At 58.7% G+C, this 23,807-nt stretch carries 21 protein-coding genes; 12 read left to right on the top strand and 9 right to left on the bottom strand.

Features of this window, described 5'->3' with window-relative positions; all coding sequences use genetic code 11:
- A partial coding sequence (locus BMX80_RS15640) for a transposase (protein ID WP_139214064.1) occupies window positions 1-213 on the top strand: 213 nt, incomplete at its 5' end.
- A gap of 421 nt (window positions 214-634) precedes the next feature.
- On the opposite strand, the gene BMX80_RS15645 is transcribed toward BMX80_RS15640, so the two are convergent.
- The 6 genes from BMX80_RS15645 to BMX80_RS15665 all read right to left on the bottom strand — a co-directional run bounded on the left by BMX80_RS15645 (window position 635) and on the right by BMX80_RS15665 (window position 5,414).
- Window positions 635-997, bottom strand: coding sequence for a putative zinc-binding protein (locus tag BMX80_RS15645; RefSeq protein WP_074870309.1), 363 nt, complete (start codon window positions 995-997; stop codon window positions 635-637).
- Between the two features lie 7 nt (window positions 998-1,004).
- Window positions 1,005-1,685 (bottom strand): Crp/Fnr family transcriptional regulator, encoded by a 681-nt coding sequence (locus BMX80_RS15650; protein ID WP_074870310.1) that lies wholly within the window; start codon window positions 1,683-1,685, stop codon window positions 1,005-1,007.
- Window positions 1,686-1,878: 193 nt separating this feature from the next.
- Window positions 1,879-2,673 (bottom strand): type IV pili methyl-accepting chemotaxis transducer N-terminal domain-containing protein, encoded by a 795-nt coding sequence (locus tag BMX80_RS15655; RefSeq protein WP_074870311.1) that lies wholly within the window; start codon window positions 2,671-2,673, stop codon window positions 1,879-1,881.
- Between the two features lie 65 nt (window positions 2,674-2,738).
- Window positions 2,739-3,974: an alginate export family protein gene (locus BMX80_RS15660; RefSeq protein ID WP_074870312.1), complete on the bottom strand. Its 1,236-nt coding sequence runs from the start codon at window positions 3,972-3,974 to the stop codon at window positions 2,739-2,741.
- A 100-nt stretch (window positions 3,975-4,074) separates the two neighbouring features.
- Window positions 4,075-4,206: a hypothetical protein gene (locus BMX80_RS18010; RefSeq protein ID WP_268875142.1), complete on the bottom strand. Its 132-nt coding sequence runs from the start codon at window positions 4,204-4,206 to the stop codon at window positions 4,075-4,077.
- Entirely contained in the window at window positions 4,203-5,414 is a 1,212-nt protein-coding gene (locus BMX80_RS15665; protein WP_074870313.1) for a ferrous iron transporter B, read from the bottom strand. The genes BMX80_RS18010 and BMX80_RS15665 overlap by 4 nt, the downstream gene beginning before the upstream one ends.
- Window positions 5,415-5,669: 255 nt before the next feature.
- On the opposite strand from BMX80_RS15665, the gene BMX80_RS17980 reads away from it, so the two are divergent.
- From BMX80_RS17980 to can, 4 genes are all read left to right on the top strand, one after another.
- Window positions 5,670-6,365, top strand: a complete 696-nt coding sequence (locus BMX80_RS17980) for a type IV pili methyl-accepting chemotaxis transducer N-terminal domain-containing protein (protein WP_175474919.1) — start codon at window positions 5,670-5,672, stop codon at window positions 6,363-6,365.
- On the top strand, window positions 6,366-7,259 hold the full coding sequence (locus BMX80_RS17985) for a methyl-accepting chemotaxis protein (protein WP_139214179.1): 894 nt from the start codon (window positions 6,366-6,368) through the stop codon (window positions 7,257-7,259). It begins immediately after the preceding gene.
- Window positions 7,260-7,362: 103 nt separating this feature from the next.
- The gene (locus BMX80_RS15675; protein WP_074870316.1) at window positions 7,363-8,592 is read left to right on the top strand and encodes a molybdopterin molybdotransferase MoeA; all 1,230 of its coding nucleotides are present in this window, start codon (window positions 7,363-7,365) and stop codon (window positions 8,590-8,592) included.
- Between the two features lie 32 nt (window positions 8,593-8,624).
- Window positions 8,625-9,251 (top strand): carbonate dehydratase, encoded by a 627-nt coding sequence (can, locus tag BMX80_RS15680; RefSeq protein WP_074870318.1) that lies wholly within the window; start codon window positions 8,625-8,627, stop codon window positions 9,249-9,251.
- Window positions 9,252-9,289: 38 nt separating this feature from the next.
- Here the strand turns inward: can and narL are convergent, their stop codons facing one another.
- Window positions 9,290-9,931, bottom strand: a complete 642-nt coding sequence (gene narL, locus BMX80_RS15685) for a two-component system response regulator NarL (RefSeq protein WP_074870320.1) — start codon at window positions 9,929-9,931, stop codon at window positions 9,290-9,292.
- Window positions 9,928-11,733 carry a histidine kinase gene (locus BMX80_RS15690; RefSeq protein WP_074870323.1) on the bottom strand — a complete coding sequence of 602 codons (1,806 nt, stop codon included), beginning with the start codon at window positions 11,731-11,733 and terminating at the stop codon, window positions 9,928-9,930. Before BMX80_RS15690 ends, narL begins: the two co-directional genes overlap by 4 nt.
- Before the next feature lie 232 nt (window positions 11,734-11,965).
- Here BMX80_RS15690 and BMX80_RS15695 point away from each other — a divergent pair, with 232 nt between their 5' ends.
- From BMX80_RS15695 to BMX80_RS15725, 7 genes are all read left to right on the top strand, one after another.
- On the top strand, window positions 11,966-13,228 hold the full coding sequence (locus BMX80_RS15695; RefSeq protein ID WP_074870325.1) for an MFS transporter: 1,263 nt from the start codon (window positions 11,966-11,968) through the stop codon (window positions 13,226-13,228).
- A gap of 21 nt (window positions 13,229-13,249) precedes the next feature.
- Window positions 13,250-14,668, top strand: a complete 1,419-nt coding sequence (locus BMX80_RS15700; RefSeq protein WP_074870327.1) for a NarK family nitrate/nitrite MFS transporter — start codon at window positions 13,250-13,252, stop codon at window positions 14,666-14,668.
- 71 nt (window positions 14,669-14,739) lie between these two features.
- The gene (locus tag BMX80_RS15705) at window positions 14,740-18,513 is read left to right on the top strand and encodes a nitrate reductase subunit alpha (RefSeq protein WP_074870328.1); all 3,774 of its coding nucleotides are present in this window, start codon (window positions 14,740-14,742) and stop codon (window positions 18,511-18,513) included.
- A gap of 11 nt (window positions 18,514-18,524) precedes the next feature.
- Window positions 18,525-20,063, top strand: coding sequence for a nitrate reductase subunit beta (narH, locus tag BMX80_RS15710; protein WP_074870330.1), 1,539 nt, complete (start codon window positions 18,525-18,527; stop codon window positions 20,061-20,063).
- Window positions 20,064-20,065: 2 nt separating this feature from the next.
- On the top strand, window positions 20,066-20,821 hold the full coding sequence (gene narJ, locus BMX80_RS15715; RefSeq protein WP_074870332.1) for a nitrate reductase molybdenum cofactor assembly chaperone: 756 nt from the start codon (window positions 20,066-20,068) through the stop codon (window positions 20,819-20,821).
- Entirely contained in the window at window positions 20,814-21,512 is a 699-nt protein-coding gene (narI, locus tag BMX80_RS15720) for a respiratory nitrate reductase subunit gamma (protein WP_074870334.1), read from the top strand. The genes narJ and narI overlap by 8 nt, the downstream gene beginning before the upstream one ends.
- Before the next feature lie 205 nt (window positions 21,513-21,717).
- Window positions 21,718-22,701 (top strand): peptidylprolyl isomerase, encoded by a 984-nt coding sequence (locus BMX80_RS15725; protein WP_074870381.1) that lies wholly within the window; start codon window positions 21,718-21,720, stop codon window positions 22,699-22,701.
- Window positions 22,702-22,806: 105 nt separating this feature from the next.
- On the opposite strand, the gene BMX80_RS15730 is transcribed toward BMX80_RS15725, so the two are convergent.
- Window positions 22,807-23,745: a DMT family transporter gene (locus BMX80_RS15730; protein ID WP_083394354.1), complete on the bottom strand. Its 939-nt coding sequence runs from the start codon at window positions 23,743-23,745 to the stop codon at window positions 22,807-22,809.
- Between the last annotated feature and the right edge of the window lie 62 nt (window positions 23,746-23,807).

Here is a 23,807-nt window from a genome sequence, read left to right on the forward strand (position 1 = left end):
TTGCAAGAGCAAATAGAACGCCTGAAAGCCAAAGTGCGCGCCAAAGTCGAGCATCCCTTTCACGTGGTTAAAAATCTGTTTCATTACCGCAAAACGCGCTATCGCGGTCTGACGAAAAACACGGCGCAGCTGTTCAGCCTGTTTGGCTTCGCGAATTTGCTGCTATCCAAGCGACATTTGATGCGTGCTCACGGGATAAATCCGTCTTGCTGACGGGAAATGGCCTCTACGGAGGCTGCGCTAACGCCAAAAGGCGCTAGTCATGCGGGGAATCGAGCTGGTTTTCTGATTTTGCGCTGCGAATCGGCACTGGTGCTGGTGTGAGGCTTAATAAATCAGCGTTTCCCTAGGAGTAACAGTGTTGTTTTTATTTTCATGTGTTATCTCGCTGTTGTTCTACGTGATTGTGGGTGAGCTTGTTGTGCTGTTTTTGCTAAAAGCTTTTAATTTTTCGTTTGTTATGTCTGTTCTCTGGTTTTGCCAGGAGGCAGTAAGAGTGAGTGTAAAAACATGAGTTGAGAAAATAAGATCTTTAGCAGCGCTGTCGGTGGTAAGTTGCTTGGTTCTTAAAGTATCTATATCGACAATAAACGACTCCCACCAACCCAGTCCACCACACCGTCAACCAGAACGCCTAAAGCTCCCTAGCAATAACCCCACAAACCGCCTCATAAAGCTCCACCTGTTCATCCCCCGAGCAGTCCGTGCCGTAGCGTTTTTTCAGGCCATGTTCACTCAACACTAAGGCCACGCTGGCGCTCACGCCGCGTTCGCGCAGGCAGCCTTGTACGCATTTCAGTGGGCAGCCGTCGAGGGCCAGAATGGGGCGGCCGCTTTGGGCTTTTTTTACCAGCATGGGCACGTTGCCGCCAACGCCGGCGATGCACGACATCTCGGCTAGGCCTTCACGGTCTAAGCGTAGGGCGATGTGGTTGGCCAGTTGCGCGACGTTGGAGCAACCGGAGCAGGCGTATACCAAGGGCAACGGGCTGGTCATGGCTGTTTTACGACTCGCAGTAGTGGGCCAGGCCGTGGGCGTCGATCACGTCGATACGCCGGCGGTCCATGGCGATCAGGCCGGCGTCGATCAGGCGGTGCAGGATGCGCGAGAAGGTTTCCGGCTGAATGCCCAAGCGCGAGGCAATCAGGCGTTTGGGTGCGTTGAGTTGAATGGTGCCGGCGTGATGGGCTTGCTCTTGGCAGAGGAAGCGCGCCACGCGGCGGCCGGCGTTGGCCAGTGTCAGGGTGTCGATTTCTTGCAGGCGTTGGTGCAGGCGCAAGCTGAGGTGGGCGAGGATGTCGAAGCAAATCGCCGGTTGCTCTTCCAGCAGGCGGCGGTAGTTGGCCGAGTCGATGCTGATCAGCGTGGTTTGCTGCATGGCGCTGGCGCTGACGGGGTATTGGCGCATGCCGCTGAACATCAGGGCTTCGGCAAAGGTGTGGTTGAAGGGGATGACCTCGACCAGTTTTTCTTGCCCTTCGGGCAACAGACGCAGCAGTTTGACTTGCCCGCTGACCACTAAATAAAAGCGCTCGGCGCTGTCACCTTGTTGGAAGATCGGTTGGTTGGCATCGACTTGGCGAAGCAGGGCGGTTTTACACAGTTCATCGAAAGCGGCTTGGGGCAGCTTGTGAAATAGATAGTGCCGGCGCATCTGCGCAAGCGCTTGCGGGTCGGTCAACATAAGCAACTCCTTGATGGTATCGGGGCCCATCGTTATCCCGATACTACGAAGCGCTGCTGGCTGTGCCCATTCCTCGCCGGCACTACCTCTTAGGGGTTAGGGAAACACTGATTTAATGCCTGCACGATCCAATCACTGCGTTGTGCGGTGTGGTGCGGTGCTTGAACCGTTCGGCGCTTAAATCAGCGCTTGCTTAGCTTTGCGGCAGCGCGGTGTAGGCCTTGGTGAGGGTTTCCATGTTGTGCAGCAGGCTTTCGCTGGTGGTGCCAATCAGCGTGGGCACAAACCGCGCATCGCCAGAGAGGGCAAACCCTTTACGGGAGAACTGCCACTGCGCGTCGGCTTTTTTCAGCAGGGCGCGGGTTTCGTTGGTGTTGTGGGCTGATTGCTCTAGCTGGCTGAGAGCCTGGTCGAACTCGCTCACCGCTTGGTTAAAGCGCTCGCTGTAGCTGGGCTCGGCAAGCTTCCACGACAGGGCCATGTAGTACAGGGCAATGCGCTGGCTAAGCATGCGCTGGCGGCCGGAGCGGTTGATGATCTCGGCGCTGGCAAGGCCGGTGTCTTGCTCGATGAGCTTTACGCTGGTTTCGGCGGCGCTCAGCAGCGCTTCGCTGAGTGTGATCACGTTATTGGCTTGAGCTTTGTCGGGCGCTTGCAGGGCGGCTTGGCGAAATTCTTGCCACACAGCGCCACTGTTTTTTAGCGCGGCACGGGCGGCAGCGCTTTTGGCGTATTGCTCTAGCCACAGTTGGTTTTCTTCAAAACGCGCGAGGCTGTCATCCAGCTGGCGGTTGGCAATGTCGGGGCGAATGTCTTGCCCGAGCATCAGGTAATTCTTGGTGATGCGTTGGCTGAGCATGCGCTGCTGGCCGGCGCGGTTAACCGCTTCGGCGTCGTTGCTTAGCTCGGCATGGCTGCTGAGGCTGGCGAGGCCCAGTAACAGGGCGAGGGCGGTGGTAAGCCAGTGTTTGATGGTGAGGCGGGGCATAGTTGCGTCCTTGTCGAAATAAAAACGGGGCTGCGCCGGATGCACAGCCCCGTTTGGGCGGGTGATTAGTAGGTGTACTGCAGTTGTACCCAGAGTTTTTGTGTGTCGACGGCGTAGTCGTCAGCGTTGTAGTCGGCGTATTTCACCAGCGCGCTCAAGCCTTTAACCCAAGGCAGCGGGCGGCCGTAAGCGACGTTAAATTCATCACCGTAGTGGCTGGAGCCGGCCTCAGCGCGGAAGTCGTGGTACCACGACTGCACGTTGCCACCGAGCAGCGGCATACTGCCGCCAAAGTAGGCGTCTTTCACACCGCCCTGCGGGGTGGCGAGGAAGATATCCGCCCAGCCTTGGAACATGTGCTTAGTGGCCAGCGGGGTTTGGAAGGCGCCCTTGCTGTTGTCTTTGTCACCTTCAAGCACTTCATAACCGCCTTTGAGCATCAGGCTGTTCAGGTCTTTAAAGGTGTAACCGGCTTCGACTAAGTAGTAGTCGGCGTCGATATTTTTCGGGTTGCTGGCGTATTCACTTTGGCTGGCGTATTCCGCCGCGTAGGTGACGCCAGCCACCGTGCCGTTTAAACGCAGGCCATTGGTGGTGCTGGATTGGGTGCGGTTGGCGAGGTTATCCAGCCCCAGCATGTAGCGGTACGCGGTGACGGTAAGTTCCGGCGCAAACACGTACTGAGCGTTCATCAAATGGCTGTGGCCGTCGATGTTGGCGGGGTTGCCAGCAGCGGTGAAACGGTTGTCGTCGGGGCCAAACAGGGTGTTGACCTGATCGATGTAGGCGTAGGTCAGGGTCAGGTTGTCCAGCGGCTTGAACTGGGTCAGCGCGCCGTCGTAAGTCTGCTCGTTTTGCCGCCATGCCACGCCACCGACAAAGCGTTGGTTGTCGAGGTTAATGCGTTGGCGACCGACCACCACGTTGCCCATGCTGTAGTCATAACGCAGCAGCGCTTGGTTGACTTCGCTGCCGTCCGGGTCGGCGACGATCGAGTACTGGCCTTGGCCGTTACGGGTGTCGTTGTAGTTGTCGCTACCAATGCGGCTGACGTTATCGCCTTCCACCAAGGCGGACAGGCCGTACCACTTACCCGATTGCAGGGTGATGCGGGTGCGTAAGGTTTGCGCGTTGGCGTTGTTTTTGCTGTTGTCTTCGTCGACATGCTCGTAGCGGTAGCGAGCGTCGATACCGACCTTGCCGCCTTCCCACAGTTGGCTCAGGTCTTCGGCGTGAGCTTGCCCGGCGATACCGGCTAACAGCAGTGCGGCACTCAGTGCACTTAATTGCGGTTTAAACATGATGGGTGACTCCCCGTTGGCAGATGGCGCCACGCTAACGTGCTGTAACATTCAGTAACATGACCGAGATCAACTCTGCCGTTGAATACGCTGAAACCTTCTAGCTAGAGCGTTTGCTGGGACAAGAAAGCGTGCACTGGCTACAGCCTTGGCAACCGCTGTTGGCTTGCTGCCAGAGGTGGCGCACTAACAGCACACTGGGAATGATCAACACCAACCAGATCGGGCTCATAGCCATGCTCCTATCAAGGTGACGGCATAGGCAGACAGCCACGCCGTGGTTAAGCCAAAGCCCATGCTCATTAGCGGCAAGCGCCAGCCGCCAAGGCGGCGTAGGGTGCCTAGGGTGGCTAAGCAGGGGAAATACAGCAGGGTAAACAGCATGAAGGCCAAGGCTTGGCTGGGGCTCATTTGCTGGCTTAGGGCGCCGGCCCAGCCGAGGGTTTGCGCGTCGTCATCGCCATCCACGCTGGGCAAATTGCGGGTCATCACCATGGTGGAGACAATCACTTCTTTGGCCACCAAACCGCTGAGTAGCGCTACGTTGTCTTGCCAGGTGAAGTTCAGCGGCGCGGTCACGGGGCTCAGTACTTGCCCGGCTTGTTCTAGGTAGCTGGGGCCTTGCAGTTCGCCTTGCTGGTTGGCGGGGTAGCTTTGCAGAAACCAAATCAGCATGGCGCCGAGCAAAATCACTTGGCCAATTTTGCGCAAAAAGTCGCTGCTGTGGCGGTAGGCATCGCCAAACACTTGGCCAACGCTAGGCACTTTCATGGGGCTTAAGCTGGGTTGCACGGCAATCAGCGTGGGCGCTTGCTTGCGGCTAATAAACCAACTCAGGCCCAGCGCCAAGGCTACGCCCCAAGCATGCACGGCCAAGATCACCAGCACGGCGTTGTCTTTAAAACAGGCGGCGGCCAGCAGCACATACACCGGCAAACGTGCCGAGCAGCTCATTAGCGGGGCGCTCAGTAATAACGCGGTGCGCTGTGCGCCGCGAGGCAGACTTTGCGCCGAGAGCACCGACGGCACATTGCAGCCAAAGCCCAGCGCCAGTGACAGCAGCGCTTGGCCGGGTAAACCAAAGCGCGCCATTAACGGGGCGAACAGCTGCGCGGCGCGTTGCAGGTAGCCGCTGTGTTCGAGCACCGCGAGGCCGACAAATACGCTGGCCACGGTGGGTAAAAACACCAACACCGCCGCCACGCCGGGCACGATGCCCTCGACCAATAAGCGCGTCCATTCGCTGGCGGGTAGCTGGCTATTCAGCCATTGGGCAAGGCTGGCCAGCGCGCCGTCGATAAGCTCCATCGGCCATTCGGTCAGGGTGTAGGCGAGAAAGAACAAGCCATACAGCAGCACGGCAAACAGCGCGCGGCCCCAGATGGGGTGCAGCAGCCACGCATCTACATCACGGTGCAAGGGGAAGAGGGCGGCAAGCATTGAGAATCTCCAACAAGTGTTGTTGGGAAGCATTCTCGACTTTTGTGAGTGTTTAACCTTGATGCCAATCAAGCTGCGTCGTGGCTGGTGGCTTTTTTACGCAGGTTATTACCGATGGTCAGCTGCGACTAAAGGGCTAGCGCTTAAGCGCAATTTTGTTGACGTGTATCAGCATGTTTCCGGGCCATGCGGGCACAGTGCGCCGGTCAAAAATTTAGCCGCCTTCACAAGAGGTGTGCGAGCACAGGTGATCCCATGACCGACGCCATCAGCCATAGCATTCAGCGCCTTTTGCGCGCTTTGGGTTTGCGCAGCATTAATGCGCAGTTTTTCTTCTCGTATTGTTTGATTTTTTGCTGCGCGGCCCTCACCGCAGCGGTGCTGTTTTTCTCCGAACAAGACGCTAGCCAGATCGATCGCGCCGGCGCGCAGCGCATGCTGAGCCAAAAGGTGACTAAAGAAGCCTTGTTGGTTGCGCAGGGTGTGCTGCCCATGGCCGAGCTAGAGGCCAGCATTAGCCGCTTTAATGAGGCCCAGCGCTTATTGATTGAAGGCGATGCACGACAGGGCATTGCGCCGATTAGCCACCCCAAAGCGCAGCAAGATCTCGCTCGCGTGGCGCGCCTGTGGCAGGACGTCAGTGCTGACGCCCTGCAAATTGCCAGCGGTAAGGCGCTGGACTTAGCCGCCTTTAACCAAGCGTCGCTGGAGGTGCTTAAGCAAATGCACCAGATCGTTGGCGAGCTGTCGGCCGATGCCAATGCTACGGCTCAGCAACAACTATGGCTGGCGCTGGGCTCTACTGTGCTGATTTTAATCTTAGTGGTGCTGGGCCGCGTGGCCGGCATGGGCTGGCTGATGAACCGCATCAGCCAACTGCGCGAGTGTTTGGAAAAAGTCGCCGAGGGTGATTTTTCCCGCGCGCTGAATACGCCCTACAACGACGATTAGATGGGCCAAATCACCGCTTCTTACCGGCGCTTGCGTCAGCAGGTAGGCGAGATGATTCGTGAGGTGGGCGAAGCCGCCGTCACTGCCGATGACCAGTGCCAGCGTTTAGCCGGCATGGCTGCGGACACCGCCAATAACGTGCAAGGCCAGCAAGCCGAGCTTGATCAAGTGGTTACCGCCATGAATGAAATGCTCGCCACCAGCCATGAAGTGGCGCGCAGCACGGTGGAAACTGCCAGCGCCGCCGATCAGGCAGAGCGCGAAACCGAAACCGGTGAGCGCTTGATGAGCACCTCACTCGGCGCGATTCGTGGTCTGTCGGAACATATCGAAGGCTTGGCCGAGGTTATGCAGCAGCTGATTCGCGATAGCCAAGAAATAAGCCAAGTGCTGGATGTGATCACCGGTATCGCCGAGCAAACTAACTTACTGGCGTTGAATGCGGCTATTGAAGCAGCGCGAGCTGGCGAGCAAGGCCGTGGCTTTGCCGTGGTGGCCGATGAGGTGCGTAACTTAGCAGCACGCACCCAAACCTCCGCCGGCGAAATCAACAGCCTGATTGCGCGCCTGCAAAACGGTGCCAATGCCGCCAGCGATGCCATGCAGGCCTCGAAAAACAGCAGCGAACTAACTCTTGAGCAAATCGAGCAAGCACAGCAGGCCTTTGCCCATATTGTCGAGGCCGTGCAAACCATCCGTGGCATGAGCGCGCAAGTGGCCACCGCCGCCGAAGAACAATCGCAAGTGGCGGAAACCATGAACGAGTCTTTGCACCGCATTGCTCAAGCCAGCGAACACACCGCCAGCAGCAGCCAGCAAACCGCTGCCACGGGGCAGAACATCACTCAGCGCATGGATAGCCTGCGTAATTTGACCCTGCGCTTTACCGTTTGATCTAGAGCAGGGCGCGCGGGGTTAGTTGCATAGACTTGACCCCGCGCAAGGTTAGCCGCGCGCAACCCCGTAGCCTGTACAGCAAGACTGCGAGGAACACATCATGACCGCCTGTGCTTGCGATGTATGCCCACCACAGGGCCTAAGCCCCATAGCCGATGTTCTGGATCAGCTGCGCCATGAGGCCGAAAAGTTGCCGCGCACCGAAGTGATCACCCTGCCGCTATTGGCTGCCTGTGGCAGCGTGCTGGCCTGCCATGTGCTGGCGCAGGTGACCGTGCCGCCAGCGGATAACAGCGCGATGGACGGCTATGCCGTGAACAGCGCGCAGTGCGTGGATGGTGCCTTGTTGCCAGTCAGCCAGCGGATTGCCGCCGGCCAAGCCGGTACGCCGTTGGCCAGCGGTAGCTGCGCGCGGATTTTTACCGGCGCGCCGATTCCGCTGGGTGCCGATGCGGTGATCGCCCAAGAGCAAGTTGAACTACTGGCCGATGGCCGCGTGCGTTTGCCTGCGGTGCAGCCCGGTAGCCATATCCGCCGCGCTGGCGAAGATGCGCAAGTGGGCCATGTGCTCAAACGTGCTGGTGAGCGTTTGCGGCCAGCCGATTTGGGCTTGCTGGCCTCGTGCGGGGTGGCTGAGGTGTTGGTGTATCGGCGCTTGCGGGTGGCGGTAATTAGCACCGGCGACGAGCTGCGCGAGCCGTGGCAGCCGCTCTCCGCCGGCCAGCTGTACAACAGCAATAAATACGTGTTGCTCAGCCAGCTCGATGAGCTGGGCTTCGATGCTTTTGATGCAGGCACGTTAGATGACGATTACCAGCGCACTTGTGAGCGTTTAGAGGAGCTGGCCGGGCAGTTTGATCTGTTAATCACCACTGGCGGTGTGTCGGTGGGTGAAGAAGACCACGTGAAAGCCGCGGTCGATCATCTCGGTCAGTTGTTGCTGTGGAAACTCGCCATCAAGCCCGGCAAGCCGCTGGCCTTTGGTTATGCCTGTGGCACACCGATTATGGCCCTGCCGGGTAACCCGGTGGCCGCTGCGGTGACCTTTCTGTTGGTGGTGGTGCCGTGGCTGCGTTGGCGGCAAGGCGAGCATTACCAACTGCCCACGCCGCAGTGGCTGCCGGCGAGCTTTAGCTGGCGCGCGGGGCCGCGCCGCGAATACCTGCGCGTGCGCAGCGAGCAGGCTGGTTTGGCGCGCTATGCCAATCAAGGCTCTGGCGTGCTGAGCTCGATGAGCTGGGCCGATGGCTTGGCCTATGTCGAACCCGACAGCCAGATTCAAGCCGGCGATGCCTTGCCGTATTTCAGTTTTGCGCAGCTTTTAGCCTGATTTTTGCCTGACCTGCTTGTTGAGGTGCCGCCATGGCCTTAACCGATTTACTGCAACAAAACCGCTACTGGTCGGAAAGCCTACGCGCTCGCGACCCCGATTTTTTTAAGCGCTTAGCCGCGCTGCAAAAGCCCGATTACCTGTGGATTGGCTGCTCCGACTCACGCGTGCCGGCCAACGAAGTGGTGGGCATGATGCCCGGCGAGCTGTTTGTGCACCGCAACGTGGCTAACATGGTGGTGGCCACCGATATGAACTTGCTCTCGGTGCTGCAGTTCGCCGTCGAGGTGCTCAAGGTTAAGCACATCATCGTTTGCGGTCACTATGGCTGCGGCGGCGTGCGGGCGGCGTTAAGCCATAAAGAGTTTGGTCTGATCGATAACTGGCTACGCGCCTTGAAGGCTTTGTATCACCAGCAACGCGACTTGTTTGAGGGGCTGGGTGAAGACGCCCGCGTCGATCGCTTATGTGAACTCAACGTGCTGCGCCAAGTGCGTAACGTGTGCCACACCACCATTGTGCAAAACGCTTGGTTAGAAGGCCGTGAGCTGTGTGTGCATGGCTGGATCTACGGCCTAGAAGATGGCCTGATCAAAGACCTTGAAACCACGATTTGCAGCGCCGCGCAGCTGGACGACACCTTTCTTTACGAGCTGTGAGGTTGTGGCTGGTATCAGCACTGGGCGCTTAACCGCGCTCAGTGCTTGAGTTTTTCCAGCGCCCACACGGCAGCCTCTACGCGTGAGCGTAAGCCGAGCTTATGCAGCAGATTTTTCACATGCACTTTTACCGTGCCTTCGGTGATGCCCAGCTTGCGGCCGATCATCTTGTTGCTGTTGCCGCCGGCAATCATCTTCAGCACTTGGCGTTCGCGGTCGGTTAAATCCACCGCATGGCTTTGCGCCGGTTGTGGGTCGCGCAGCGCTTGAGCGAGCACGCGGGTGAGGGTGGGGCTCACCACTAAGTCGCCGTTTAACGCATCGCGCACCTGCTGAATCAGCTGCTCGGGCTCCATGTCTTTAAGCAGATAACCATCGGCGCCGTGGCGCAGCGCGGCGCGCACGTCTTCTTCGGCATCCGACACGGTAAACAGCAGCACGCGGCCAGTAAAACCGCTTTGTCGCAGCTTCTTTAAGGTTTCTAGGCCATTCATCTGCGGCATGTTGTTGTCCAGCAGAATCAGCTCGGGGTGATGCTCTTTGAGCATCTCCAGCGCTTCTTGGCCGTGGTTGGCTTCGGCAATCACCTTGAGGTCGTCTTCCATTTCCAGCAGTTGGCGCATTCCTCGGCGCATCATCGGGTGATCGTCCACCAGCATGATGGGGTGTGCGGCGGTCATGCGACGGACTCCTCTGTGGCGGTTTGTAAAAAGTCGGGGCTAAAGCGCAGCTCGACCAGCGTGCCGCGCGGTTGGTGGGGGCCGATGTGCAGCTCGCCGCGCAGGCTGCGCGCGCGCTCTTGCATGATGTGCAAACCGTGGTGCAACCGTTGGTCGACGTCTTTACTCAGGCCAACACCGTTGTCGGCAATGCGCAGGGTCAGGCTGTGCGTGTCGTGGCTGAGGCTCACCCAGACTTCATCGGCTTGCGCGTGGCGCACGCAGTTCGACAGCGCTTCGCGGGTGATTTGCAGCACATGGATTTGTTCGTTGGCGGCCAAGCTGAATGGCAATGGCTGGGCTTCTAGGTGAATGGCCAGCGCGCCGCGCTCGGCAAATTCTTCGGCGGTTTCTTGCAGCGCTTGCGCTAAGCCGCTGCTGGGCACTTGCAGGCGGAAGGTGGTGAGCAATTCGCGCAGCTGCCTGTAGGCGCTGTTTAAGCCATCGCGGATGTCATCGCTGACTTCGGCGATGTCTTCTTGCGGGCTGTCGCGTTTGATCAGCGCCTGCAGGCGGCTGACCTGCAGCTTCATGTACGACAGCGCTTGCGCCAGTGAGTCGTGCAGTTCACGGGCAATGATGGTGCGTTCCTCCAGCAGTAACAGGCGGTGGTCCTGCTCGCGTTGTTTTTCCAGCGACAGCGCGGTGCCGACTAAATCGGCCAGCGCTTGAATCAGCTCGTGCTCCAGCGGTAGCGGCGCATGGCCATCGGTAAAGCGTGCGCGCAGCTCGCCCAGTTCGCGGCCTTGGTTGGCAATGGCGAAGGTGCGCAGGTTGGGTGTTTGTTTGCGTTCGCATCCGTGGCAATCGTTGCTGGTGCAGATATCGCGCACGCGGCTGCCGTGCAGGGCAATCAGCACTTGGGTGCCGCTGTCTTGCACGGGGTTATGCAGGCACAGGCTTAGGCTTAAACCGGGCAGGCGGCTTTGAAAGTCGCTTAACAGCTGATCGAGCCGCGCGGCGTTGACTTGCTCGCTGGCTAAGCTGCGGCTGCTGCGATAGAGCAGGGCGAGGGCGTTGTTGGCGCTTTCTAGGTAGGCGGTTTTCGCTGCCACGCGGCTTTCTAGCGTGCGGTGCGACTCTTCAATGGTGGCGGCCATGGCGTTAAAGCTGCGCGCCATCTGGCCCAGTTCGTCGTCGCTTAAAAACTCCACCCGCGCGCTGTGATCGCCACGGCGAAAACGCTCGGCGGCGCTGACCAGCTCTTGCAGCGGGGCGATCACATTGCTTTGCAGCTCAAACATGCCGACTAACAAGATCACCACCGTGATCAGTAACGCCGCGCCCTGAATGGCCTGCTGCCAGCTTTGCTTGCGCTCGCTGTGGCGCTGTAGCAGCAGCACAAAGGTATCGAGCTGCTCGACAAAATTGTCGGCATTTTTTTTAAACAGGCTGTAATCGCGGCTGATTAGCGCCGGTTTTAACTCGTTTTTCCAGCGGCTAGTGAGGGTTAAGTAACTGCTGTGCAGCGGGCCTTGCGGGTTGCTTTCCAGTACTTGGGTCAGGTCGCTGCTGTGCAGGCGCTGCTCAAGGTTATCGCGCAGCTCGTTAATGCGCGGGGTGTCGGCTTGCGCTTCGAGCTTCCACGTCAGGCGGTAGGTGGCCATGCGTAGCGAGCCGGCGGTGTTGATGGCCGCCGCGTCATCTTCGCTCAGCCAAGCAATCACCCCAGCGCTTAAGGCACTGGTAAAGGCCAAGAGGGCAATCAGAGCCACCGCAAGGCCGGCACGGGCGGGAAGTGATGAGCGCAGCCAGCGCAGCATGGCTACCTCCAAAGAGGTTAAGGGTTAGAAAAGGTCTTAGTGGCTTCCTTGAAATGTTGCTAACCAGCTGATTTTGCTTGGGTTTTCCGCTGTTTGGCGGGCTATCCCGAAAGTGGTAGGCGTGCTCATGGTAGGCGCAAAAGCGCCAGACACATCTTGATACAGGTCAAGTCTCAGACGGGGACTGGCTCCTAGTGTTCGCTCAGGAAAACCTGAAACGAGGAGTCCCATCATGGCCAGTGAGAAGATGCAGCAAGGTCTAGTGCTCGGCATGAGCACGATGGCGTTCACCATCTGCTTCATGATCTGGATGATGTTTGCCGTACTCGGCGTGCCGATCAAAGAGCTGTTGCAACTCAACGAAACCCAATTCGGCTTAATGGCCGCCACCCCAGTGCTGACCGGCTCGTTGGTGCGTTTGCCGCTGGGCATGCTCACCGACAAGTTTGGCGGGCGCATCGTGTTCTTCGTGCTGATGCTGGTGTGTGTGTTGCCGATTTATCTGATCAGCGCCGCCACTGAGTATTGGCACTTCTTAGTGCTGGGCTTGTTTGTCGGTTTGGCCGGCGGCTCGTTCTCGGTGGGTATCGCCTATGTGGCCAAGTGGTTTGGCAAACAAACCCAAGGCACGGCGATGGGCGTGTTTGGTGCCGGTAACGCCGGTGCCGCGCTGACCAAGTTTGTCGCCCCGGCGATTATCGCCGCGGCCAGCTGGCAGATGGTGCCGAAGGTGTATTCGGCCATCATGTTTATCACCGCCTTGCTGTTCTGGTTCTTCACCTACCAGAAAAAAGAACACCTGGTGCCCAGCTCAGTGTCCTTTATGGACCAGCTGAAAACCCTTAAAGACCCGCGCGTTTGGCGCTACTGCCAGTACTACTCCATCGTCTTCGGTGGCTATGTGGCGCTGTCGCTGTGGATGACCAAGTACTACGTGCAGGAGTACGGCTTCACTCTGCAAACCGCAGCGTTGCTGGCTGCGTGTTTCTCCCTGCCGGGCGGCGTGTTGCGCGCCATCGGTGGCTGGATGAGTGACAAGTGGGGCGCGCATCAGGTGACTTGGTGGGTGATGTGGGTGAGCTGGATTTGCTTGTTCATCCTCTCGTATCCGCAGACTGAGCTGGTGGTGCAAACCGTCAACGGGCCGAAGCAGTTCTCCATTGGCCTGAACGAATACGTGTTCACCGCGCTGATGTTCATCATCGGTATCGCTTGGGCGTTCGGTAAGGCCTCGGTGTTCAAGTACATCTCCGATGACTACCCGCAAAACATCGGTGCCATCAGCGGCATTGTCGGTCTGGCCGGCGGCTTGGGTGGCTTCATTCTGCCGATTCTGTTCGGCGCTCTGGTGGACCTCACCGGCGTCCGCTCTTCCTGTTTCATGCTGATGTACGGCGTGGTCTGGGTCTCTCTGATCTGGATGTACCTCAGCGAAGTTCGCAAAACCCCTGTGCTGGGCACCGGCTCGTCGAGCCCGGTGGGCAGCGCGTCCTGATCGCCTGAAGGAGACACGACCATGGCCAGTAGTAAACCCCTGTCAGCCGGTTCGGACGCCAAAGCGTCCGGCCCGGTGATTCACGATTGGCGCCCAGAAGACGCACATTTCTGGGCCGAAACCGGGAAGAAAATCGCCACCCGCAACCTGTGGATTTCTATCCCCGCGCTGCTGTTAGCCTTCTCTGTGTGGATGGTGTGGAGCGCCGTGACGGTGCGCTTAAACAGCATCGGCTTTACCTTCACCACCGATGAGCTGTTCTGGCTGGCGGCGCTGCCGGGCTTGTCCGGCGCGACCTTCCGTATCTTCTACAGCTTTATGGTGCCGATCTTTGGTGGCCGTAAGTGGACCACCTTAAGCACCGCCTCGCTGCTGATACCGGCAATCTGGATGGGCTTTGCCGTGCAAGACCCCAGCACGCCCTACAGCGTGTTTGTGATCATCGCGCTGCTGTGTGGTTTTGGTGGCGGCAACTTCGCCTCCAGTATGTCCAACATCAGCTTCTTCTACCCCAAAGCGCAGCAAGGCACCGCGCTGGGCTTGAACGCTGGCTTAGGTAATTTGGGTGTGTCGGTGATGCAGTTCACTGTGCCACTGGTGATTACCTTTGCCTTGTTCGGCGGCATTGCCGGTACACCGCAGCAAACCGCCGACGGCGGCCAGCTGTGGCTACAAAACGCCGGTTTTGTTTGGGTGCCGTTCTTACTGCTGGTGACCATCGCGGCTTGGTTCGGCATGAACGACTTAAGCAGCGCCAAGGCGTCGTTCAGCGAGCAAGCGGTGATCTTCAAGCGTAAGCACAACTGGTTAATGTGCTGGCTGTACATCGCCACCTTTGGCTCGTTCATTGGTTACGCCGCAGGCTTCCCGCTGCTGATCAAAACCCAGTTCCCGGGTGTTGATCCGCTGAAGTTCGCCTTCTTAGGCCCGTTAGTCGGCGCCTTGATTCGTCCGGTAGGCGGTTGGCTGGCCGACAAAATGGGCGGCGCGCGCGTCACCCTGTGGAACTTCGTGGTGATGATTGGCGCAGTGTTCGGTGTGCTCAACTTCCTGCCGGTGGGCGGCGAGGGCGGTAACTTCTACGGCTTCCTTGCCATGTTCATGCTGCTGTTTATCACCACCGGTATCGGTAACGGCTCTACCTTCCGGATGATCCCGATCATCTTCCGCACCCATCACGAGCGCGCCTCTGCAGGCGCGAGTGCTGAGGCTAAAGAGCTGGCGATGAAAAACGCCGGTAAAGAGTCCGCCGCGGTACTGGGTTTTAGCTCGGCGGTGGCCGCCTACGGCGCCTTCTTTATTCCCAAATCCTTCGGCACCTCCATGGCCCTGACCGGCGGCCCAGAAATGGCTCTGTACGTGTTCATTGCCTACTACGTGAGCTGCATTTTCGTCACTTGGTGGTGGTACTCGCGCAAGAACGCCGAAGTGCCTTGCTGAGTCGTGCCTTGTTGATTTGCTGAATTACGGGCGCAGGCCAAGACCTGCGCCCAGCCTGAGAGGAAATAACCATGAGCCATATACTCGACCAGCTCCGCTTCTTTAAGCGCAAGCAAGGCGAATTTGCTGAAGGTCACGGCGAAACCCGCAAGGAGTCACGTGATTGGGAGAACGTCTACCGTGCCCGTTGGCAATACGACAAGATCGTGCGCTCCACCCATGGGGTGAACTGCACCGGCTCTTGTTCGTGGAAGATCTACGTAAAGAACGGCCTGATCACCTGGGAAACCCAGCAGACCGACTACCCACGCACCCGTAACGACCTGCCTAACCACGAGCCGCGTGGTTGTCCGCGTGGTGCCAGTTACAGCTGGTACATCTACAGCGCTAACCGCCTGAAGTACCCAAAAATTCGTAAGCCGCTGTTGAAGCTGTGGCGCGAAGCGCGGCGCACGAAGGCGCCGGTCGAAGCCTGGGCGAGCATCGTTGAGGACTCCGCCAAGGCCGAGAGCTACAAGAGCAAGCGCGGCATGGGTGGTTTTATTCGCTCCAGCTGGGACGAAGTGACCGAAATCATCGCCGCGGCCAACGTCTACACCGTGAAACAGCACGGCCCCGACCGTGTGGTGGGCTTCTCGCCGATTCCGGCCATGTCGATGGTCAGTTACGCCGCCGGTAGCCGTTACCTGTCGCTGATCGGTGGCGTGTGCTTGAGCTTCTATGACTGGTACTGCGACCTTCCTCCCGCGTCACCACAAGTGTGGGGCGAGCAAACCGACGTGCCGGAATCGGCCGACTGGTACAACTCGAACTACATCATCGCGTGGGGTTCTAACGTCCCGCAGACCCGTACCCCAGATGCACACTTCTTCACCGAGGTGCGCTACAAGGGCACCAAGACCGTGGCGATTACCCCGGACTACTCCGAGGTTGCCAAGCTCACCGACCAATGGCTGAACCCCAAGCAAGGCACCGACGCCGCGCTGGCGCAGGCCTTTGCCCATGTGATCTTCAAAGAGTTCCACCTCGACAAGCCCAGCGAATACTTCCGCGACTACGCCAAGCGCTACACCGATATGCCGGTGCTGGTACTGCTTAACGAGAAAGACGGCAGCTACCGCGCCGAGCGCTTCCTGCGCGCCAGCGACTTGGCCGATAACCTCGGCCAAGAGAACAACCCCGAGTGGAAAACCATCGCCATTAACGCCGATGGCGAGCTGGTCTCGCCGCAAGGTTCGATCGGCTATCGCTGGGGCGAGAAGGGCAAGTGGAACATCGAAGCGCGTGAAGGTAAGGACGGCCGCGATGTCGATCTTAAGCTCAGCTTGATCGACGGCGGTGAGCATGCCGAAGTGGCCTTCGCCTACTTTGGCGGCCAAGCGCATGAACACTTCATGCACGCCGAAGGCGATGACATCCAACTGCGCCGTGTACCGACCAAGACCATTACCTTGGCCGATGGCACCAGCGCCAAAGTGGCCAGCGTGTTCGACTTGATGGCCGCCAACTTAGGTATCGACCGTGGCTTGGGTGGCGCTAACGTGGCGAGCAGCTACGACGACGCCAGCGTGCCGGGCACCCCGGCTTGGCAGGAAGTGATCACCGGCGTTAGCCGTGAGAAGGCGATCCAGATCGCCCGCGAGTTCGCCGACAACGCCGACAAAACCCATGGCCGTAGCATGATCATCGTCGGTGCGGCGATGAACCACTGGTACCACATGGACATGAACTACCGTGGCCTGATCAACATGCTCATGTTGTGCGGCTGCGTAGGGCAAACCGGTGGTGGTTGGGCGCACTATGTGGGCCAAGAAAAACTGCGTCCGCAGTGTGGTTGGTTGCCGCTGGCCTTTGGCTTGGATTGGCACCGTCCGCCGCGCCAGATGAACGGCACCAGCTTCTTCTACAACCACAGCTCGCAGTGGCGTCACGAGAAGATGAGCATTCACGAAGTGCTCTCGCCGCTGGCTGACAAGAGTCAGTTCCCTGAGCACATGCTCGACTACAACATCCGCGCCGAACGTGCCGGTTGGTTGCCGAGCGCTCCGCAGCTTAACCGCAACCCGCTGCAAATTACCCGCGATGCGGCAGCCGCCGGTATGGACCCGAAAGAGTACGTGCTCAAGAGCCTGCAAGACGGTTCGCTGCGCTTCTCGTGCGAACAGCCGGATCACCCGAACAACTTCCCGCGCAACATGTTCATCTGGCGTTCCAACTTGCTGGGTAGCTCCGGCAAGGGCCACGAGTACATGCTCAAGTACCTGCTGGGCACCAAGAACGGCGTGATGAACGAAGACCTCGGCAAGCGCGCCGATGGCTTCAAGCCGCAGGACGCTGAGTGGGTCGACGAAGGCGCCATCGGCAAGCTCGACTTGGTCACCACGCTGGACTTCCGTATGTCCTCCACCTGCGTGTACTCCGACATCGTGCTGCCAACGGCGACCTGGTACGAGAAGGACGACATGAACACCTCGGACATGCACCCCTTCATTCACCCGCTGTCGGCCGCGATTGACCCTGCTTGGGAGTCCAAGAGCGACTGGGAAATCTACAAACTGATCGCCAAGAAGTTCTCCGCCATGGCCGAAGGGCATTTGGCGCAAGAGAAAGACTTCGTCACCATCCCCATGCAGCACGACAGCGTGGGCGAACTGGCGCAGCCGTTCGGCGGCACCGACTGGAAAACCGAAGGCGTTGCGCCAGTGCCGGGCAAAAACTGCCCGAACATGGTGGTGGTCGAGCGCGATTACCCCAGCACTTACAAAAAGTTCACCTCCTTAGGCCCGTTACTGGAAAAACTCGGTAACGGCGGCAAGGGCATCAACTGGAACACCGACCACGAAGTCGAGTTCTTGGGTGAGCTGAACTACAAAGTGCGCGAAGAAGGCGTTAGCCAAGGTCGGCCGAAGATTGAGTCGGCCATCGATGCGGCCGAGGTGATCCTCTCACTGGCCCCAGAAACCAACGGCCACGTGGCGGTAAAAGCCTGGGCGGCGCTGTCGGAGTTTACCGGTCGCGATCACAGCCACTTGGCACTGCCTAAAGAGCATGAGGCGATTCGCTTCCGCGATATTCAAGCGCAGCCGCGCAAGATTATCTCCAGCCCCACGTGGTCGGGCTTGGAAGACGAAAAGGTCAGCTACAACGCCGGCTACACCAATGTTCACGAGTACATCCCGTGGCGCACCATCACGGGTCGCCAGCAGTTCTACCAAGATCACCCGTGGATGCAGGCCTTCGGTGAGCAAATGCAAAGCTACCGTCCGCCGATCAACACCCGCACCGTGGATTACGTGAAGGGCAAGAAGAGCAACGGCAATACCGAGATCGTGTTGAACTGGATTACCCCGCACCAGAAGTGGGGCATTCACAGCACCTACACCGACAACCTGATCATGCTCACCTTAAGCCGTGGTGGCCCGATTGTGTGGATGTCGGAAAACGACGCGAAAAAAGCCGGTATCGAAGACAACGACTGGGTCGAATGCTTCAACGCCAACGGTGCGCTCACCGCGCGTGCGGTGGTTAGTCAGCGGGTTAAAGACGGCATGATCATGATGTACCACGCTCAAGAGCGCATCGTGAACGTGCCCGGCGCGGAAAGCACCAAAACCCGTGGCGGTCACCACAACTCGGTAACCCGTGTGGTGCTCAAGCCCACCCACATGATCGGCGGCTACGCCCAGCAGGCCTACGGCTTTAACTACTACGGCACCGTGGGTTGTAACCGCGATGAGTTCGTGGTGGTGCGCAAGATGGCCAAAGTCGACTGGCTGGATGGCACCGATGTCGGCGGCCTCGGCGGCGACGCCCTGCCGCAACCACTGCCTACCGATATTGATTGAGGAGAGCTGACATGAAAATTCGTTCACAAGTCGGCATGGTGCTGAACCTAGACAAATGCATTGGCTGTCACACCTGCTCGATCACCTGTAAAAACGTTTGGACCAGCCGCGAGGGTATGGAATACGCCTGGTTCAACAACGTCGAAACTAAGCCCGGCATTGGCTACCCCAAAGAGTGGGAAAACCAAGAGAAGTGGAAGGGCGGTTGGGTGCGCAATGCCGACGGCAGTATTCAGCCGAAGATCGGCGGTAAGTTCCGCGTGTTGGCGAATATCTTCGCCAACCCCGACTTGCCGAGCATCGACGACTACTACGAGCCGTTCGACTTCGATTACCAAAACCTGCACACCGCGCCGCTGGCCGAACACCAGCCGGTGGCGCGGCCACGCTCGGTGATCACCGGCAAGCGCATGGAGAAAATCGAGTGGGGCCCCAACTGGGAAGAAATCCTCGGCACTGAGTTCGCCAAGCGCCGTAAGGACAAGAACTTCGATCAGGTACAGGCCGACATCTACGGTGAATATGAAAACACCTTCATGATGTACCTGCCTCGCCTGTGCGAACACTGCCTGAACCCGGCGTGTGCGGCATCGTGCCCGAGTGGCGCGATCTACAAGCGTGAAGAAGACGGCATCGTGCTGATCGATCAAGAAAAATGCCGTGGCTGGCGGATGTGCATCAGCGGCTGCCCGTACAAGAAGATCTACTTCAACTGGAAGAGCGGTAAGTCCGAGAAGTGCATCTTCTGTTACCCGCGTATCGAAGCCGGTATGCCTACTGTGTGTTCGGAAACCTGCGTGGGCCGTATCCGCTACTTAGGTGTGCTGCTGTACGACGCCGACCGCATCGCCGAAGTGGCCAGCACCGCTAACGAGCACGATCTGTACACCAAGCAGTTGGAGATCTTCCTCGACCCCAACGACCCAGCAGTGATCAAGCAAGCGCTGGCCGATGGCGTGCCGATGTCGGTGATTGAAGCTGCGCAGAAGTCGCCGGTGTACAAGATGGCGGTGGACTGGAAGCTGGCCCTGCCGCTGCACCCGGAATACCGCACGCTGCCGATGGTGTGGTACGTGCCGCCACTGTCGCCGATTCAAAACGCCGCCGAAAAAGGCAGCGTGAGCATGGATGGCGTACTGCCGGACGTCGACAGCCTGCGGATTCCGGTGCGCTATCTGGCCAACCTGCTCACCGCCGGTGACGAGAAGCCGGTCAAGCTGGCGCTCAAGCGTCTGCTCGCGATGCGTGCCTACAAGCGCGCCGAGCAAGTGGATGGCAAGCAAGACTTGGCCGTGCTGGAAAGCGTGGGCTTGTCGGTCGCTCAGTGCGAAGACATGTACCGTTACCTAGCGATTGCCAACTACGAAGACCGCTACGTGGTGCCCTCAGCGCACCGTGAAGAAGCTATGAGCGATGCCTTTGCCGAGCGCTCGGGCTGTGGCTTCAGCTTCGGTAGCGGTTGCAGTGGCAGCTCCGACACCAACATGTTTGGGGCCAAAAAGGCCAACAAACGCGACATCCTAAAAACTGTGCAGTTGTGGGAGGACTGAGCATGCAAATCCTCAAAGTTATCTCCCTGTTGTTGGACTACCCGAGCGCGGCGCTGCAAAGCGCCCGCGACGAACTTGATCAAGCCATCAGCACGGCTCGTGAAATCAGCCCTGAGCAGCGCCGCGCGTTAGTTGCGTTGCTCAATGAGCTGGCCAGCGGCGATCTGATGGATGCCCAAGAGCGCTACAGCGAGCTGTTTGATAAGGGCCGCTCGTTGTCGCTGCTGTTGTTCGAACACGTGCACGGCGAATCACGCGATCGCGGCCAAGCCATGGTCGATTTGATGGCCCAGTACGAGGAAGCCGGTTTTGCCATCGGCGTTAAAGAACTGCCCGATTACATCCCCTTGTATCTGGAGTATCTGGCCAGTCGTGACGACCTTGAAGCGCGCGAAGGCTTAGCCGATGTCGAGCATCTGCTGGCGTTATTAGCCGCCCGTTTGGAAGAGCGTCAAAGCCCTTACGCGGCCTGCTTGCGTGCCTTGCTACAAATTGCCGGGGTAGACCCCAGCGAGAAGCTTGGCGAAGTGCGTCAGCAAGTTGCCCACGAGGTGCGTGACGACTCGTTAGAGGCGCTGGACAAAATTTGGGAAGAAGAAGCCGTGGACTTCATGCAGGCCGAGCAGCAAGAGCGCTGCCCAAGCCAGAGCATGCTGCCGGGTAAAGCCAAAGAAGAGACCGCAGTGCCGCTGCACTGGGTTGATTTCAAGCATGAGGGGCAGGCCCAGCCGGCTGCTCAGGAGGTGCGTAATGTCTGACTTTAACTTTCTCGCCTTTGGCGTTTATCCCTACATCGCCTTGGCGATCTGCCTGATTGGCAGCTGGGCGCGTTTCGACTTGGCGCAATACACCTGGAAGGCCTCGTCCAGCCAGTTGATGTGCCGCACCCGCGAAGAGCATCGGCAGATGCGCATCGCCAGCAACCTGTTCCACGTCGGGGTGATCTTTATCCTCGCCGGGCACTTTGTTGGCCTGCTGATGCCCGAGGCGCTGTACCACTCGGTAATCAGCACCGCCAACAAGCAACTGCTGGCGATGGTCTCCGGCGGCTTCTTCGGCATTCTCTGCCTGATTGGCTTAGTCATGCTGATTAAGCGTCGCCTAAAAGACGACCGCGTGTTGGCAAGCTCTAGCACCAGCGAGATCGCCATCTTGTTTGTGCTGCTGGCACAACTGGTGTTGGGCCTGCTGACCATCGTGGCTTCCACCCAGCACTTAGACGGCTCGGTGATGGTGATGCTGGCCAACTGGGCGCAAAGCGTGGTGACCCTGCAACCGGTCGAGGCCGCTGCCGCCATTGCCCCGGTGGGCGTGGTGTACAAGCTGCACGTGTTCTTGGGCCTGACCCTGTTCGTGCTGCTCCCATTCACCCGCTTGGTGCACATCGTCAGTGCCCCTGTGTGGTACTTGGGGCGCCGTTATCAGATCGTTCGGCAAAAAAGTCTGTAATGAGGTACCGATTAATTGGCTGCACAGTCCAATCACTGTGTTGCGCGGTGCTCGCAAGCTCGGCTACCAACGCGGTATGCCTCGCTTGCTGTGCTCCGGGCGCCTAGTGCTTGAACCGTTCGCCAAATTAATCGCTACCTCAAATTTAAAACAGCGCTGGCAGGAGACTGCCAGCGTGGTTCTCCACCACAGTGAGGAAACCATCATGGGATGCGGATGCGGCGGTAAAAATGGCGGTGGCGGTTGTGGCGGCGGTGGCCGACCCGAGCAACCGGAAAGCCTGCCTGACACACCTTTTGAAGATGCCGGTAGTTCGTCGGTACCAAGTCAGGCGAACGATGCCAGCGACACCCCGAGCGAACAGCCAGCGGCGCCTGAGGAGGCGCCCAAGGCGAGCTTAAGTTTAATCGCCAGCAGCGTGCGTAAAGACTTTCCCAGCGTGAGCGTCAATGGTTTGCCGATTGCCAGCGAAGCCATCGCCCAAGAGCTGCAATTTCACCCTGCAGCCAGCCGTGAGGATGCGATCTTTGAGGCCTGCCAAGCGCTGGTGATACGCGAGTTGCTGCAGCAGCGTATTCAAACCCTTGGCTTGCAAGTCACCCCAGCGGCTGGGGAGAGCGAAGAAGAAGCGCTGACCCGCACTCTGCTGGCGCAAGAAGTGGCCATGCCGCAGGCTGATGAAGCCGCGTGCCGACAGTATTTCGAGCAAAACCGCACTAAGTTCGCCAGCGCGCCGTTAGTGGCTGCGCGGCATATCTTGCTCGCCTGCGCCGATGACGACATCGACACTCGCAGCCAATTGCGTGAACAGGCAGACGCTTTAATTACCCAGCTAACCAGCCACCCTGAGCGTTTTGCCGCGTTGGCGGCTGAGCACTCGGCTTGCCCATCCAAAGCGCAGGGCGGGGCGTTGGGCCAGCTGAGCAAAGGGCAGGCCGTGCCAGAGTTTGAGCGGGCGATATTCCGCCTGCCGCTGGGCTTAGCTGCCCAGCCCATCGAGAGCCGATATGGCTTTCACGTGGTGATGATCGATCAGCGTATCGAAGGGCGTTTATTGCCGTTCGAGGCCGTGCAACAAGCCATCCGCAACGAGCTGGACCAGCGCGTGTGGCAAACCGCCGTGAGCCAATACCTGCGCAAGCTGGTCGGTGAGGCGGAGATTGCCGGCATTCAGTTAGAAGCGAGTTAAATCAGCGTTTCCTTAAAACACGATTTATCGCGGTATATGGGCAAGTGGTCTATGAGAGTCTCCCCTCTCATTGTCTTAGCCGCCAAGCGTGCTTGGCGGCCTTTTTTATGCGCTCTTGGCGGGCTTATTAACCTGTAATTGCAGCCACTGACGCAGGCGTGCCAACTGCTTTGGGGTAGCCACAATCAGCACATTGCCCAACACTACCAGCGCCATGCCCAGTAACGCCTCAGAAGACCAGCGATAGCCTTCAAACAGGGTCGATAACCCCAGCGCCACAATGGGGAAGAGCACCATGCAATAGGCGGCTTTGTCGGCGCCGATGCGGCCCAGAATGGTTAAGAAACTGCCAAAGGCCAGTACCGAGCCAAACAGTGCTAAGTAGAGCAGCGAGCCGCTATACGCCCAGCTGGCTTCGTAGCTGAACGAGGCACCTTGTGCCACGGCAATCGCGGCTAAGGCCACTGCGCCATAGAGCATGCCATAGGCATTGGTCTGCACCACCGGTAGCTTGGCCTGCTGATTGCGCGCCGACACCATGTTGCCCAGCGAGGCAATAAACGTCCCCAGCAGGCTCAGCAGCAAGCCGGTTAAGGCATGGCTGTCGCTGTTCAGCTTGGCCAGCTCAGGCTTAAACACCAAGCTGATGCCGACCAGCCCAATCAGCGCGCCAAACAACACCGAGCGGTCGGAGCGCTTACCAAAAAACAGCATGCCGTTGACGATGTTCATCAACACAATGGTGCTGAACACCACGGCAATCAGCCCGCTGGTGAGGTCTGCCGAGGCCCAGTACACCAGCATGTAATTGAAGCCGAACAAGGTTAAGCCTTGGGCAAACATCCACAGGTGCTGGCTTAGGCTAAAGCGCATCGGCAGTTTTTTTACTGCGCACCAGACTAGCAAGATCAGCGCCGCAATGGCAAAGCGGTAAGCCACCGAAACCTCCGGCGCCACTTCGCCCAGCTGCAGGCGAATGGCAAAGAAGGTCGAGCCCCAGATCAGAACAGTGGTTAAGTACAGCGTGGCGGTGTGCATCAGCATGATCGCGGCCTAGCGGTGAGCGTGTTGGGGCCTTTATACGTCGCGCCTTTGCATTAATTAAG

It is taken from the genome of Atopomonas hussainii, assembly GCF_900109735.1.
In the GTDB taxonomy this organism is placed as follows: Bacteria; Pseudomonadota; Gammaproteobacteria; order Pseudomonadales; family Pseudomonadaceae; genus Atopomonas; species Atopomonas hussainii.

Coding starts and splice junctions, on each gene's coding strand:
- BMX80_RS15730 (WP_083394354.1), bottom strand. CDS start 23,745: ATGCTGATGCACACCGCCACGCTGTACTTAACCACTGTTCTGATCTGG.
- BMX80_RS15665 (WP_074870313.1), bottom strand. CDS start 5,414: ATGCTTGCCGCCCTCTTCCCCTTGCACCGTGATGTAGATGCGTGGCTG.
- BMX80_RS15690 (WP_074870323.1), bottom strand. CDS start 11,733: ATGCTGCGCTGGCTGCGCTCATCACTTCCCGCCCGTGCCGGCCTTGCG.
- BMX80_RS17980 (WP_175474919.1), top strand. CDS start 5,670: ATGACCGACGCCATCAGCCATAGCATTCAGCGCCTTTTGCGCGCTTTG.
- BMX80_RS18010 (WP_268875142.1), bottom strand. CDS start 4,206: ATGAGCCCGATCTGGTTGGTGTTGATCATTCCCAGTGTGCTGTTAGTG.
- BMX80_RS15725 (WP_074870381.1), top strand. CDS start 21,718: ATGGGATGCGGATGCGGCGGTAAAAATGGCGGTGGCGGTTGTGGCGGC.
- BMX80_RS15655 (WP_074870311.1), bottom strand. CDS start 2,673: ATGCCCCGCCTCACCATCAAACACTGGCTTACCACCGCCCTCGCCCTG.
- BMX80_RS15660 (WP_074870312.1), bottom strand. CDS start 3,974: ATGTTTAAACCGCAATTAAGTGCACTGAGTGCCGCACTGCTGTTAGCC.
- BMX80_RS15700 (WP_074870327.1), top strand. CDS start 13,250: ATGGCCAGTAGTAAACCCCTGTCAGCCGGTTCGGACGCCAAAGCGTCC.
- BMX80_RS15705 (WP_074870328.1), top strand. CDS start 14,740: ATGAGCCATATACTCGACCAGCTCCGCTTCTTTAAGCGCAAGCAAGGC.
- BMX80_RS17985 (WP_139214179.1), top strand. CDS start 6,366: ATGGGCCAAATCACCGCTTCTTACCGGCGCTTGCGTCAGCAGGTAGGC.
- narI (WP_074870334.1), top strand. CDS start 20,814: ATGTCTGACTTTAACTTTCTCGCCTTTGGCGTTTATCCCTACATCGCC.
- can (WP_074870318.1), top strand. CDS start 8,625: ATGGCCTTAACCGATTTACTGCAACAAAACCGCTACTGGTCGGAAAGC.
- BMX80_RS15695 (WP_074870325.1), top strand. CDS start 11,966: ATGGCCAGTGAGAAGATGCAGCAAGGTCTAGTGCTCGGCATGAGCACG.
- BMX80_RS15650 (WP_074870310.1), bottom strand. CDS start 1,685: ATGTTGACCGACCCGCAAGCGCTTGCGCAGATGCGCCGGCACTATCTA.
- narH (WP_074870330.1), top strand. CDS start 18,525: ATGAAAATTCGTTCACAAGTCGGCATGGTGCTGAACCTAGACAAATGC.
- narJ (WP_074870332.1), top strand. CDS start 20,066: ATGCAAATCCTCAAAGTTATCTCCCTGTTGTTGGACTACCCGAGCGCG.
- BMX80_RS15675 (WP_074870316.1), top strand. CDS start 7,363: ATGACCGCCTGTGCTTGCGATGTATGCCCACCACAGGGCCTAAGCCCC.
- narL (WP_074870320.1), bottom strand. CDS start 9,931: ATGACCGCCGCACACCCCATCATGCTGGTGGACGATCACCCGATGATG.
- BMX80_RS15645 (WP_074870309.1), bottom strand. CDS start 997: ATGACCAGCCCGTTGCCCTTGGTATACGCCTGCTCCGGTTGCTCCAAC.